The organism is Erysipelothrix sp. strain 2 (EsS2-6-Brazil) (genome assembly GCF_016617625.1).
Taxonomy (GTDB): Bacteria; Bacillota_I; Bacilli_A; order Erysipelotrichales; family Erysipelotrichaceae; genus Erysipelothrix; species Erysipelothrix piscisicarius.
In genome coordinates, this window is sequence record NZ_SBAR01000006.1 from 51,661 (window position 1) to 66,637 (window position 14,977).

Consider the following 14,977-nt stretch of genomic DNA (forward strand, 5'->3'; position numbering starts at 1 on the left):
GATCGATGTGCTTTTTTATCTAAGTATTTATTTTAGACATTTCGATACATATTATTGAACATCCTGTTTTGTTGATGACGCAGGTAGAAAAGCATGATATGACTTAGTTGTATAAGGAGGGGCTTATGGAATCTTACTCAAAGCGCACCATCACTCCTGAAGTAAAAGAGTATCAACTTCGTGACGGTGTCGTTCAACTGAAATCTAAAATCTTTATTAAAACTGAGCGTCTTATTTCAAAAGCAATCTACAAGCGCATTCAACAAAATCATAAAACCCTTGTCGATGTGGGTGGGGAGGATGTGACGACCCTTCGGATCTTACCTCTAAATCATGAAAACCTTCGTGGTAGTTATGCCATCACAATTGACGAGACCATTAAAATCTATGCAAACGATGAAGAAGGCACCCTTTATGCAGTTCAAACACTTCTTAAATATGAACAAACCTATGGTGAACTTCAAAAAGGTAAGATTAAGGATGAACCCAGCGTAGAGGAGCGTGGTTTCCATTTGGATTGTGGACGTAAATATTTTACGCCGCAATGGATTCATCAACTGCTGGATACCTTAGCATGGCATAATTTTAATATGCTTCAATTACACTTTAGTGAAAACAAGGGCTTTCGCTTGGAATGTACACAGTACCCTGAAATCGTAAGCCAAAAAGCATTAAGCTTACAAGAACTTAAAGAAATTATGGAACTTGCGGATGAATACTGTATCGAAATTGTTCCGTCATTCGACAGTCCCGGTCATCTTAAACATGTTTTAAAATCATATCCGGATTATGCACTCCCTGGATCTGAGGGTGAAGCATGGGATATTACCAATCCAGACGCATTGAACATGATTTATGAGCTGTACGATTACTATGCCGAGGTCTTTCAAAAATCACGTTATTTCAATATTGGGGGTGATGAATTTATTGACTTTGAGCAGTTTGATGCGTTTCCAAAACTTAAGACCTATGCCCAAGACCAGCTAGACGGTAAAACGGGATACGATACGTATATTCATTACCTCAATACCATTACGTCACGACTGGAGGCAAAAGGATTTACGGTACGATTATGGAATGACGGTTTATATCGTCTTAATCAAAATCCTGCCATCGACTTAAAGACGTCGATACAAGTCTGTTACTGGACCAAGTATAACCGATATATGGCACCGATAGAGGCGTTTGAAAACCGAGGCATGGCCTTGATTAACTTTCATGCTGAGAACTTCTATTATGTCTTACATCCTGAAGTGGGGGTAAAATGCATTGATCCACAAGGGTGGTTTGAAACATGGACCCCCAATCATTTTCCTTCCAATCAATTCACCCCGAACGTAACAGGTGCTTATTACTCATTATGGTGTGATGAGCCCGAACTTCAAAGCGAGGTTGAAATTATGAAACAAATCCATATGCCACTTTGTGCGATGGGCGCAAAATCATGGCGAAAAGAAAGTACGATGACTTATCAAACATTCATTCAAAAGGAGCAAATACCATGGACGCAAACCGATTAATACAAAAAGCACAAGCACTCTATCCAAACACTGATGTAAACCGAGCAAAAATACAGCTAAACCATCATGTACTTGAGAACTATGCATATGATGGCTATCAAATTCATTATGATGACGACTTAATTATTGTGGCTTCGAATACAGAACGGGGACATTTTTACGGTCTTTTGGATGTTTTTTCGGGCAATCCTTCCACAACACTCAATCAAGCAAAGGTAGCAGAACGTGGGTTGCATGTGGATATGGGTCGTAAATTTTTCAGTGAAGCATGGTTTATGGATACCATTGAGTTGATGGCACGCCTTAAACTCAATACCTTACAGATGCATTTTTCAGAACATTTAGGCTTTCGTATTGAGTCAAAACGTTTTCCACAAATCGTATCAGCCGAGCATCTAAGTCAGGATGCGATAAGACGGATCATTAAGCACGCGAACGATTATTATATCGATGTTATTCCATCGTTTGATTCACCCGGTCATCTTCAAGTTGTATTAGAAGCGTTCCCTGAATATTTAATGGAAAACACAACAATGGGACTTGATATTACCAATCCAGATGCCCGCGCCTTTATTAAAGAAATATACGATGAGATGGATGATTTATTTGAGACATCCACAAGTTTTCATATGGGAGCCGATGAGTTTATCGATTTTGGAAAATATGATGAGTTCCCACAACTTGAAGCATATGCCAAGGAACACTTTGGTCCAAATGCGAAAGGCTTTGATACCTTCGTGGATTATGTTAATGATATCGCGTCTCACATTCAAGGTCGAGGTAAAACTGTTCGAGCTTGGAATGACGGTTTGTATCGCATCGACCAAGAACCCACTATAATCCTTAACAAAGACATCATCATTACCTATTGGACCAGTTGGAATCCTATGATGGCGCCGGTTCAAACCTTTGTGGATCGCGGTCATGATGTGGTGAATTATATGGATAGTCTACTGTATTTTGTTTTGGGGGAAAATGCAGGGTATACATATCCAACCGAAACAACCATCATGACATCCTTTGAACCAGAACGCTTTCCAAATCGTCATGAATCTTGCGAGGGGGACTTAGAACAACGTGCCACAACTCTGGGTGCAATGTTTTCAATTTGGTGTGATAAACCGGAAGCGTTATCGACTGAAGAAGTTGCCTTAAAGATTCAAGATCCACTACGTGCATTTGCTTTAAAATGCTGGCATGAAAACTAAGATTAATAGGTGAATACCTATAATCCGTTTCTTGTGAGCTTCTTAAAATTTTCGTAAACTTTATGTATCAAGAGCCTATAATTCTTGATAATCGAGTACACAAGGTCTTGTAACGGTGTCTCCTGTTTAAGACCTTAAAAGACATGCTTACGCATTGAGATACCTGCTTCCTTCTCGGTTGTGGTATTGATAGGATCAATGCGAAAAGGATGTCTTTTTTATAGTTTTTTTGGATAAAGATAACTATAATTTGTTGATTTATTAGTATATTTTGTCTCTTATATCTCTGAAATGAAAGCGGTACACTTAATATGTAAAACAACAGCAAGACCTTTGAATTTATAGATGTTTGGGGTGAATCAATTGAAAAAAGTATTACGCAATATTAAAAAAAATGCACCGTTTCTTTTAATGGCACTACCTGGGGCAATTTGGATGATCTTTTTTTTCTATATTCCAGTCCTTGGAAACGTAGTCGCATTTAAGGAGTTCAGATTTTCTCCGGATGGATTTTTCGCAAGTCTGTATAACAGTAAGTGGGTAGGATTCCAGAACTTTAAGTTTCTGTTTGCTACTGACAATGCTTATATTATGACGCGCAATACCGTGTTGTATAACTTAGTCTTTATTATCGTCGGAACGTTTCTCGCAGTAGTCTTGGCTGTTATTATGAGTATGTTACGATCGAAGAAAAAAATAAAAGTATTTCAAACGACGATGTTATTTCCATACTTTTTATCCTGGGTTATCATAGGATTCTTTGTATATTCATTCTTAAGTCCTGATAAGGGTGCGTTAAACAGTATTTTAGCCATGATGGGTAAAGAACCTGTTAACTGGTATAATGAGCCAAAATATTGGCCGGTATTTATTGTAATTATCGGAATATGGAAGAATATCGGATATAACAGTATTATCTACTTTGCTTCCATCATGGGAATTGATCCAACGTATTATGAAGCAGCAATTGTGGATGGTGCCAACCGATGGCAACAAATTCGTCACGTTACGATTCCACAAATTATTCCATTAATCAGTATTATGTTGATTTTAGCGATTGGAAATATTATTCGCTCGGACTTTGGATTGTTCTATAACGTAACGCGTAACTCAGGTCCACTAAACCAAGTTACAATGGTTATTGATACGTATGTATATAAAGGCTTATCGGCATCGGGGGATTTAGGGATGTCATCCGCTGCGGGTTTATATCAATCCGTTGTAGGATTTGTGATGTTAGTTTCTGCTAATGCCATCATTCGCCGTGTTGATCCTGAATCAGGATTATTCTAGGAGGATGTATGAAAAAGAAGAAAATTGAAAAAGTAGAAGTAAGAAGTTTTAGTAAAAATACCGACCGCGTCTTTAATGTTATTATTGGATTATTCGCGTTATCTTGTATCTTTCCCTTTATCTTTGTAATTGTTGTGTCGTTTACTACGGAAACAGCATTGATGGTAAATGGTTACTCACTCTTTCCAAAAGAAGTAAGTCTGGATGGATACAAATTCTTATATGACTTTAAAGGACAACTTTTAAATTCATTTGGTATTACGGTATTTATTACGGTTGTTGGGACACTGATTAATACAACCTTTACATCAACGTATGCGTATGCAATCTCACGTCCAAACTTCAAATACCGTCGTTTCTTTACCAAATTCGCATTACTCACAATGTTATTCAGTGCGGGAATGATTCCCAACTACATTGTGATGACTAAATTATTGGGACTTAAGGATACGGTCTGGGCATTAATTCTGCCAATGGCTTTAAGTCCATTTAATATCATCGTCATGAGAACATTCTTTAAACGGACCGTTCCGGACGCAATCATTGAATCAGCCCGTATTGATGGCGCAAGTGAGTTTCGTATTTTTATTCAAATAGTTTTACCACTTGCGGTTCCTGGTATAGCAACCATTAGTTTATTTGCGGCCCTGGCTTTCTGGAACGACTGGTTTAATGCACTCTTGTATATCAACTCTGAATCCTTATACCCGCTTCAATACTTATTGATGAAGATTCAATCAAATCTTGATTATATCTCACAAAATGTAGGGTTATCTGGAATTAACAGTGGTATCGGTTTACCGAAAGAATCTGCACGTATGGCGATGGTTGTTCTGTCCACATTGCCGATCGCAGTATCTTATCCATTCTTCCAGAAATACTTTGTCAGTGGTTTAACCATTGGGGGCGTAAAGGAATAAGAGCGATATAAACAGCTTTGCCTAATTATGATATTTTATAGAGGAGGAACATCATGAAAAAAGGCGTTTTTAAAACGTTTACAGTTTTAATGGCTGCTTTACTTGTATTAACAGGTTGCGGCAAAAAAACTGATAAACCAGAGGGAGAAGTTGTAACGTTACAACTTTATCAAGTAGGGGATGCACCCAAAAATCTTGATGAATTAACGGATGCAATCAATAAAATTTCTGAAGAAGAAATTGGGGTTAAAGTTAAATTTAACTACATTGGTTGGGGAGACTATGAACAAAAAATGTCTGTAATGGTTACAGCAGGTGATGAGTTTGACTTAGCATTTGCGAATAACTATACCATTAACGCACAAAAAGGTGCTTATGCAGACTTAACCGATTTAGTCAAAGAACACGCGAAAGAGTTCTTTGATTCCGTAGATCCAATTTACTACGATGGTAACGTAATTGACGGTAAACTATACGGTTTCCCAATTAACGGGAACGTGTTTGCACAACAAATGCTTACATTTAACTCCGATTACCTAAACAAATACAATATTGATGTATCAAACATCAACAGCTACGCAGATGCGGAAGCAGCACTTCAAACGGTAAAAGATAATGAACCTGAAGTAGCACCATTCGCAATCGGTAGTGGCTACAAAGCAACTCTTGGAAACTTTGACTATATTTTAGGTGATAAGTTACCATTTGCAATCAACCTTGATGGCGATACAACAAAAATTGTGAATGCTTATGAAACATCACAAGGTATGGAAACCTTAAAACAAATTCACGGACTTTACAAAAAAGGATTAATTCCTCAAGATGCAGCAACGTCCACAACCGGATATGCACTTGAAAGTCCAGTATGGTTTATGCGACAAGAAACACAAGGACCTGCAGACTATGGTGATTCTCTACTATCACAAGTAGCGGGTAAAGAAATTATTTCACGTCCATTAAACAAACCTTTAAAATCTACAGCTCAAGCACAAATGGGTAACTTTATCGTTGCAATCAACTCAAAACATAAAGTTGAAGCGGTAAAATGGTTAAACTTATTAAATACCAATGCACAAATGATGAATACATTGATCTATGGTATTGAAGGCGAAGCATGGAAAAAAATAGATGATAACCACTTAGAATTATTAGATGGTTATAAAGAAGATAATCATATGGCTGCATGGAATACAGGGAACAGTGCCCTTTTACTCCAACAAGCTAAGATTACCGATGAAATGATTGCGAAACGTGCAGAAGATACTAAAAATGCACCTGTTTCACCAATCTTAGGCTTTAACTTCAAGACAGATGAAGTTAAAACAGAGATAAGTGCTTTAATGAACGTTATGGAAGAATACTCAGCAGTTATCAATACAGGAACGGTTGATCCAGAAGTTAAAGTTCCAGAATTTGTGGAAAAACTTAAAGCAGCAGGTTGGGATAAAGTCTTGGATGAAATGCAATCACAATACGATGCATTCCAAGCAAGTAAATAATAAATAAATTGAACAAAGAGCACAAATTGGGGTATCGTTTGATATCCCGATTTTTGCTATGATTATCATGTCAGGGGGTCTATTTCTATGGTTGCTTCAACAATAACAAACGTCTTTGAACGCGTTTATACCGTTATGAAGATGAGTTTAATGTTTTGGGCACTCACCTTAATGGGTGGTGTTATTTTAGGTGTTGGTCCAGCGTTTCTTGTTTTGATGGATTTGTATCATGAACACGGTTGGGAATATCGTGGTTATGCATGGCGTAATCTTGTGTCATGTTTCAAAACTCACTTTAAACGTGGGAATGCGTTACTGTATGCTGTTTTGGTACCGCAAATCTTGATTGGTTATAATGTGTACCTTGCAACGCAAGTGAAACATCCATTATTTTTTGTGTTAGATTTTGTCTTGATTGCAATGTTTATTTTCCTATCAATTGCATATATCTACGGTTTGGTTTTAAATGCCGCATTTGAGATTGAATTCTATAACCTTATTAAACTGAGTGTTATTTCTGTATTCGTAAATTTTTTCAAAATCTTTCGTATCGTTATGTTAATGATGTGTGTACTCGCACTAACATATCGATATAAGGGATTAATTCTTTTTGGTAGTATTGGAATCTATATTGCGCTTATGCATTGGAGTCTAAACGGTTGGATTCATGAAGTTGATGAAAAGATTGAAATCCTTTAACGCGAATACAGAAAACACAAGTTTAATGAAAAAATTGATTAAGTCTTATTCGGTTATCTTAATCATCATCATTACAATTTTCGCGATTACGGTAGGGTATGTCACATCAAAACGAGACTACGATGAGGCGGTACTACAGAATAAAGCAATCAGTCAAAAAATGACGGAAATTATTGAAAGTTATGAGCAGGATCTGCGTAAAATTGTTTTTGATTTGTTTACGGACGCGGATCATGTACAAAGTATGAAAGATTACTTTTATATGGATCTGCCTACGTATTATACGCAACAATTATCACAAGACCCCTTTATCTTCTTTCCTAAAGATATTCAGAAACTCTACGATCGTTATGATGGGATTGAGGGGTTTATGATTACTTTAAATAATTCAAACGATTTGTATTACTCGCATACCTTACAGAAAATGGGTTATAAACCAAAGCGTGTTCCCAATATTGGTGAACAACTTATGTTTCATCGAATCTTAACCAATTATGATTCGTATGATCCTGTAGGGATTATCCATCTCATTGCGGATTCACAAAGCATTAATACACAAATTGATTCCATCAACCATTCCGTGCCACGTTCAATCTATATTTTGACCGATAATGGGAAAATTAAATATGCTTATACTGATCGTGAAGATGAAGGTTTGGGTGTGATGTTGCGTCAAAGCTATGAGACAGGACGTGATTACAGTACGTTAATTGATCAACATTATCTTAAACATGAAGTACCCCTTCAGAATGGAAATCGTGTAGTAGTTGCTGTCAATCGCGCAGATATTGTCGCGAAATCATTTAAAACATATGCTTCAGTTATTTTGGGAAGTATTGTTTTGGATGTGCTTTTATTATGGCTTCTTTTTAGAACCTTTGGTCGATACAGTCACCAAGTTGATGATATCTTGCAGTCCATGGGACGCGTCAAAGATGGTGCCATTGACTACCGCATACCAACCGAAGATAAAGAAGATGAATTACGGGATATTTCTATTGGTATTAATGAAACGTTAGACAGCATCAGTCGGTATGTGGAGGAAATATACCAACTCGAGATTCGTCAACAAGACATCAATCTTCGGGCCCTTCAATCACAAATCAATCCTCATTTTCTCTATAATACACTCGAATTTATACGTATGTATGCAGTTAGTGAAGGGGTCGATGAATTGGCAGACGTCGTTTATACCTTTGCGAGTTTACTTCGTAATAATATATCTTTAGAAAAAACGACGACTTTGGCTAAGGAACTTGAGTTCTGCGAGAAGTATGTTTATTTGCATCAAATGCGTTATCCAAATCGCGTAGCGTATAAATTTGATATTGAACCCGGTTTGGAACAAATCATTATGCCGAAATTCACCATGCAACCCCTGATTGAAAATTATTTTGTTCATGGGATTGATTTTGGCCGGGTGGATAATGCGATCAAGGTTACAGCCTATCGTGAAGCAAGCCAAATTGTATTAGAGGTCTCTGATAATGGTAAAGGCATGGATAACACCCGCTTAGCCCATATTCAGAAACAGATCGACGAGTCTGTCTTTAACATCAACGACCACAATTCAGTGGGGTTATTAAATGTTCATGAACGCCTCAAAACATACTTTAGTGATTCTCATTACAGTATGACAATCAGCATCAATAATCTTAAAGGTTTTACCGTCACCATGCGCTTCGATGAGGAGGGGGATAAAAATGTATAACGTATTACTGGTTGATGATGAGTATATGATTTTAAGTGGTTTACAGAAAATAATAAATTGGGATGAGTTAGGCATTCAATCTATAGGTACTGCTTCCAATGGCCAAGAGGCCTTGGAATTTGTGAGAAGTCACCCTGTGGATATTGTGGTAACGGATGTAAGCATGCCTGAACAGTCTGGGATTGAATTTGTACAAGCTGCCCAAGAAGAAGATATCAACTTCAACTTTGTGGTCTTATCAGGATATCAAGAGTTTGAGTATGTGAAAGAAGGCATACGTCTTGGGGCGGAGAACTTTTTACTTAAACCCATTAATAAAGATGAGTTAAATGAGACGTTACGAAAAACAGTATCCAAGCTTGATAGTGAAAAACGACATGCGCATACGGATACACTGCTGTTTGAGAATACGCTTGAACGATGGGTGAATGATGATATTGATAATGTGGATTTACGTCGTATTCTAAAACAGGTTGATAAACCATTACAAGCCAATGCACTGTATACGTGCATGATTATTACCCAAATTCCAGAACCGGAACAAACAACATGGATTCAACGTCTTATGGACCACAATCAATATTATGCGTTTTATGATGATCACGATCTTGTGATGATTTTAGAAGGCAATCGCATTGCGTTTGATGCAATTCGAAAAGATCTTTCAAGTCATATTAACCACCAAAAACAAATTCTTGCGGTGGGGGAACTGTTGGTGCCCCTTGAAGAAGTACCAAACAGTTATCAACAAGCGGAAACGCTGGTAAGTGTTTCGCGATTCTACGGAGACCATCCGATTACCGAACGCATGATGCTTAAAAATAAACTTGAACAGAATGAATCGATGTATGAAATTTCATTTAAAAAATTTCATCATGCCTTATCGATTGGGGATATCCATTTAATTAAATCTGAAATCGGAGCAATGTTTAAGCTGCTGTTTGAATATGAGGCAGATCCTGAATATGTTCGTTATATTGGATTTGTGATTTTCTCCGATATTTATCGCCAACATGAAAGTGTGGGTTCACAGATGTATCATGACTTGCTTCATGAGTTAAATAAATGTGATAGCATCGCGGAAATTCGCGAAGTCTTGCATCATGCTTTAGAGGCGACACGCAATGATCAGGTCTTAAAACAACATAATCCAAATATTCAAAAAGTCCTTCAAATTGTTTTGAAAGACTACGCTAAGGATATTACCATAAGTTCAATTGCGGATACATTGCATATGAACGCGATGTACCTTGGTCAACTTTTTAAGAAAGAAACAAACAAGAGTTTCTCGCAATACTTAAATCATTTTCGGATTAAGGAGGCCCAAAATCTTCTCTTAAAATCGAATCATAATATTAATGAAATTGCGGAACTTGTGGGATACACCAGTTCGGGATATTTTTATAAAAACTTTAAAAAAGAATGCGGTATTTCACCGAAAGAATATCGGGAACGTTATTTCAAACAACCGGAACGCATTCGATAAAAAAAGCACATTTATATGTGCTTTTTTGTGTTTGAATAGGGTGTTTTCTCATTAAACCATCCATCATTGGGGACAACACCGAGTGTTATCTCGAGATTGCCGCCACTCATGAGCATTTCATGAGTTAAGACACAGTCATGATAAGGGCTTCCGTTATATTGGATTTCACTTATAAAATTGCATTGCGGGTGATTGTTATGGGTGGTGATGGTGAAGGTATTCCCGTTGCTTAGGTGAATTTGTGCGCTATCCAACAGAGGGATCCCAATCACGTACTCGAGACTTCCTGGACAAACTGGATAAAATCCAAGGGCACTGAAGATGTACCAAGCACTCATACTCCCATTATCCTCGTCGCCTGGAAAAGAATTAGAGAAGCAATGGGTCATTAATTGTCGTAGAAGAACTTGACTTGAGCTTGCTTTGTTTGCGTAGGTATAAAGATAAGGAATGTGGAAGGATGGTTGATTTGAGATTGCCAGCTGTCCGAAGTCAATCGCAGCCATTTCACTCATTTCATGAATTTCAAAACCGTAACTTCCGACATCAAAAGTTGGTTTTTGATTTACGAGTGCATCTAACTTTTGTGTAAACGGGATGGCTCCACCATACAAGTTGATTAGGCCTTGAATATCGTGATAGACGCCAAAACTGTTTTGCCATGCTGAACCTTCTGTATAAGCACCTCCCCATCGATGGTTGTTGAAGGGTTCTTCGAGGTTTCCGGATGTATCGCGTGGTCGCATGAACCCGGTCTGTGGATCAAAAAGGTTTTGGTAATTGTAAGAACGTTTGAGATAGGTCTCTGCCTGCTCGGGTTTTCCGCAATACGTTGCAACTTGCGCGATACAAAAGTCAGAGTACGCATTATCGAGCGTTTGATTGACACTTTCGTGATAGTGATTCGGTACGTATCCGTACTTAAGATAGTCGCGAACGGCTCGACGTCCATAATTCGCATTGGATGATTCTTCAGAAGCTGCATGAATCATAAATGCAAGGAGTTGATCCGCATCTTCAGTTCCAATGCCTTTTAAGATGGCATCACATATTACTGCATCTATGAGCGTTCCTGGCATGAGTCCACGTTCATCGGGAGAAAGCCATTTGGGCAAATAACCGGTATTGTTGGCGTGGTTTAAAAATCCTTTTAGACTTAATGCATATTGATCAGAATTCACAAGACTCATAAGAGGGAAGACTGTTTTATATGTGTCCCAAAAGCCATTGTTGGTAACCATATAACCCGGTTTGGTTTGTTTTGCCATTGTATTATAATGACAAGGTTTCATATTTTCATCGTATTCGTAAAAAGTCATTGGAAATAAGTGTGCACGATAGAGACAGTGTCGAAACATTTGACTTTGCGAAGGGTTGTGATGATTAAACGTAATCCGATCAAGATTTTGTGTCCAAAGTATTTGGGCGTGATCACACATGGCGTCGAAATTATCAATTTCCCGAGTTTGGTTCAAGTGTGCTTGATTGAGTGATTGATGGGAAAAAGCAGCGTGAATCTGTAAGTTGTTGGCGTCGGATTTGAAAACATAAAAATCCTTTTCTTGAATCAAGGTCCCAGGCTGAGTCATTGTGAATACAAAATACATCTTAAGATTTGGGTCCTCACATCCAGAAGGATTCGATACCCAACCGACTAGGTTTTGACCGTCTTGAGAAATATCAATCTCGTTGATGGCGCTGAATGCTACAGAAATGGCTTGTGAGCCTTGTAGTCGTATAGTAGCCCCATACATTGAAGGTGTTAATTCACTTGTGAGTTGATATCTCGGACTGTAGAGTTTTAGATAATGTGGTTCGAAAATTGCTTCCTGTTTGCGATATGTGGATTGAATGTCATAAAGTGAATGGATGCGTTGGTCTCCAGAGAAGGGACTAATCAACATGGACGAAAAATCCCCCATCCAAGGACTGGGTTGATGCGTTACCCGAAAACCTTGAAAGGTCTCTGTTTCCGGGTGGAACCACCAACTTCCTTTGGATCCATCAGTTTGTGGGGCGAAGTAATTCATTCCAAAGGGTACACCTGTATAGGGTAGAGCATTACCTCTTGAAAAGCTGTGTTGATTATTGGTACCAATACGTGTATCGATATTAAGTGATTTCATAGAGTCTCCTTTAATTCGTAGAATTTCGCTTTATAAGATTTACGTCAAGGACTTGACGGGATACCGGATGACTTGGATTTTTAATTCGTGAAAGTAACTCATTCATGGCGACACGTCCTATCTCCTCAAAATTTTGAGCGATGGTTGTAAGAGGAGGATCAACATATGCGCTTGCTTGTGTATTATCGAATCCAACAATCTTTAAGTTTTGAGGAATGAGAAAGCCGAGGTGTTTGAGTTCAGCCATTAAGGTTAGAGCTAAAATATCATTGCCACACACAAGTCCGCAATGCTTGGATTGTAGTCTTTCTAAGAAGTCTGAATCTAAGGTTCGATCAGATGGGGACCATAAAATTGGATTTTGATGCGTGTAATCAGATGATTCTGACAGTGCTCTTAAATAACCGAAGTAACGTGTACGAATCGAGGACACGTTCTCAATATCTTCCGAAGTCACAAACAAGACTTCATCTACACCTTGTTCTATCAGATGTTTAGTTGCTTCGTAACCACCTTGATCGTTATTTGAAACCACGGTTGTGATTGGCATACCGGAAACTTCCTTATCCAAGATTACTACCGGGATGTTTCGTGCATAGAGAGTAAAGACGGCTTCCAGTGCATCGTGATTGTCGATGGGATAAAAGATAACGCCAGCGAAATCATCGTATTGCGTTTCTAAATCGTAGCGTTGAATCTGTAAGCGGTAAGGCGTTCCCTGTAGAGCTTGGAGCATTCCGGATGTGTAATCACCAAAATTCGAAGCATCGGGGAAAGGCATCATAAATAATAAATCATAGACATCTTCGGATGTTTTTTTTGTATTGGATTCTGCTACAAAACTCCCCTTTCCTTGAACACGATATATTAAACCATCTTGTTCAAGTTCGTTTAGGGCTCGTTTTGATGTAATACGGCTTACGCCATAAGTGGTGGAAAGTTCAAGTTCTGTCGGTAATTGACTGTGTACCGATAAGGTTCCGTTCATGATATCTCGTTGGATATCGTTTTTTATTTTTTCATATAAGGGTTTTGTCATGATTCGCACCTCTATCTAGTTGATATATCATATCGAAATTATAGCATGTTTAAGGCTTAAATCAATCCAATAAAACGTACTTAAAAACCTATAATTTGTCCATTATTTTAAATGTTGGTATATCATACAATGATTGTGTAAATAGTGATCATAAAATGATATATCAACTAGGAGGGTTTATGACAACTTACAATACGGTACCGCAATCAGTAGAGAAGCTGATTCGCGAAATTCAAACGCAATGTGGTGAAGAACATAAAGCTTGGGGAGAAATATTTGAAAACGTCTTTTCCAATACATTACTCACAACGGTTAAACGGATTGCAGAAGATGATACGTTTGTTTTAACGGGTGATATACCTGCGATGTGGCTTCGCGATTCTACAGCACAAATTCGCCCTTATTTAGTTCTCGCGAATGAAGATGAGTCCATTAAAGAAATGATTCTAGGGTTGATCAATCGTCAAATTTTCTGTATTAACCATGAACCGTATGCGAATGCATTTAATGAGAGGGAAAATGGAGCAGGTCACCAAACGGATAACACTTACATGACACCGTTTATTTGGGAACGTAAATATGAGATCGATTCTTTATGTTACCCGATTCAATTGTCCTATCTCTATTACCAAACTACTCAAGATACTCGGGTATTTAGTGAAGCTTATACGCAAGCAGTACGTTCAATTTTAGATGTATGGGAAACAGAACAAAATCATGAAACATCTCCATATACGTTTACGCGTCCAACAGATCGTCCTGAGGATACTCTAGTAAATGAAGGTCGCGGAACACCTGTAGCTTATACAGGGATGACATGGTCTGGTTTTAGACCAAGTGATGATGCGTGTGAGTATCACTATCTTGTGCCCTCAAATATGTTTGCGGTGGTTGTTCTGGAATATATAGAAGAAATATACTCTGATATTCTAAAGGACTCGGAAATTGTAGAGCGGGCACAAAAACTTCGTAATGAAATTAAAGAAGGAATTGAATCGTTTGGCGTTGTGGATACAGATTATGGATCAGTTTATGCCTATGAAGTGGATGGTCTTGGCAATTCGAGTCTGATTGATGATCCAAATGTTCCTTCACTTTTAGCAGCACCCTATCTTGGGTACTGTGCATGGGATGATCCAATGTATCTTCGTACGCGCAATCATATTCTAAGTCCATCAAACCGATATTTCGAATCGGGAACTTTCGCATCAGGGTGTGGAAGTTCTCACACACCTAAAGGTTATATTTGGCCAATTGCACTGGCAATTGAAGGATTGACTACACCTGTTCTCGAAGAGAAAAAGCAAATTATCGATACGCTTGTTAAAACGGATGGTGGTACGAAAATGATGCATGAAAGTTTTAATGTAGAAGATCCAACACAATATACACGTGAGTGGTTTTCTTGGGCAAACATGATGTTCTGTGAACTGGTTATGGACTACTTCGGAATTCGTGTTGGAAAGGAACAATAAA

11 protein-coding genes are annotated in these 14,977 nt (G+C 38.1%); 9 read left to right on the plus strand and 2 right to left on the minus strand.

Annotated elements, in window-relative coordinates; genetic code table 11:
- The first annotated feature begins 125 nt into the window (after nt 1-125).
- The 8 genes from EPJ89_RS05150 (at nt 126) to EPJ89_RS05185 (ending at nt 10,336) form a co-directional block, all read left to right on the plus strand.
- The gene (locus EPJ89_RS05150; protein ID WP_200542451.1) at nt 126-1,520 is read left to right on the plus strand and encodes a family 20 glycosylhydrolase; all 1,395 of its coding nucleotides are present in this window, start codon (nt 126-128) and stop codon (nt 1,518-1,520) included.
- Nucleotides 1,502-2,728: a family 20 glycosylhydrolase gene (locus EPJ89_RS05155; protein ID WP_200549155.1), complete on the plus strand. Its 1,227-nt coding sequence runs from the start codon at nt 1,502-1,504 to the stop codon at nt 2,726-2,728. Before EPJ89_RS05150 ends, EPJ89_RS05155 begins: the two co-directional genes overlap by 19 nt.
- A 354-nt stretch (nt 2,729-3,082) precedes the next feature.
- On the plus strand, nt 3,083-4,021 hold the full coding sequence (locus EPJ89_RS05160) for an ABC transporter permease (protein WP_254007208.1): 939 nt from the start codon (nt 3,083-3,085) through the stop codon (nt 4,019-4,021).
- A gap of 8 nt (nt 4,022-4,029) precedes the next feature.
- Nucleotides 4,030-4,941, plus strand: coding sequence for a carbohydrate ABC transporter permease (locus EPJ89_RS05165; RefSeq protein ID WP_161637081.1), 912 nt, complete (start codon nt 4,030-4,032; stop codon nt 4,939-4,941).
- A 53-nt stretch (nt 4,942-4,994) separates the two neighbouring features.
- A complete protein-coding gene (locus EPJ89_RS05170; protein ID WP_161637080.1) occupies nt 4,995-6,440 on the plus strand; it encodes an ABC transporter substrate-binding protein in 1,446 nt (481 codons plus the stop codon).
- An 87-nt stretch (nt 6,441-6,527) separates the two neighbouring features.
- Entirely contained in the window at nt 6,528-7,139 is a 612-nt protein-coding gene (locus tag EPJ89_RS05175) for a YesL family protein (protein WP_200549157.1), read from the plus strand.
- Nucleotides 7,117-8,850 (plus strand): sensor histidine kinase, encoded by a 1,734-nt coding sequence (locus tag EPJ89_RS05180; RefSeq protein ID WP_244660808.1) that lies wholly within the window; start codon nt 7,117-7,119, stop codon nt 8,848-8,850. Before EPJ89_RS05175 ends, EPJ89_RS05180 begins: the two co-directional genes overlap by 23 nt.
- Complete coding sequence (locus tag EPJ89_RS05185; protein ID WP_200549159.1) at nt 8,843-10,336, plus strand: response regulator transcription factor; 1,494 nt, start codon at nt 8,843-8,845, stop codon at nt 10,334-10,336. Before EPJ89_RS05180 ends, EPJ89_RS05185 begins: the two co-directional genes overlap by 8 nt.
- A gap of 11 nt (nt 10,337-10,347) precedes the next feature.
- On the opposite strand, the gene EPJ89_RS05190 is transcribed toward EPJ89_RS05185, so the two are convergent.
- Both EPJ89_RS05190 and EPJ89_RS05195 read right to left on the minus strand, forming a co-directional pair.
- On the minus strand, nt 10,348-12,462 hold the full coding sequence (locus EPJ89_RS05190; RefSeq protein ID WP_200549161.1) for a GH92 family glycosyl hydrolase: 2,115 nt from the start codon (nt 12,460-12,462) through the stop codon (nt 10,348-10,350).
- Between the two features lie 10 nt (nt 12,463-12,472).
- A complete protein-coding gene (locus tag EPJ89_RS05195) occupies nt 12,473-13,501 on the minus strand; it encodes a GntR family transcriptional regulator (protein ID WP_200549163.1) in 1,029 nt (342 codons plus the stop codon).
- 179 nt (nt 13,502-13,680) lie between these two features.
- On the opposite strand from EPJ89_RS05195, the gene EPJ89_RS05200 reads away from it, so the two are divergent.
- On the plus strand, nt 13,681-14,976 hold the full coding sequence (locus tag EPJ89_RS05200) for a glycoside hydrolase family 125 protein (protein WP_200542973.1): 1,296 nt from the start codon (nt 13,681-13,683) through the stop codon (nt 14,974-14,976).
- The last annotated feature ends 1 nt before the right edge of the window (nt 14,977 follow it).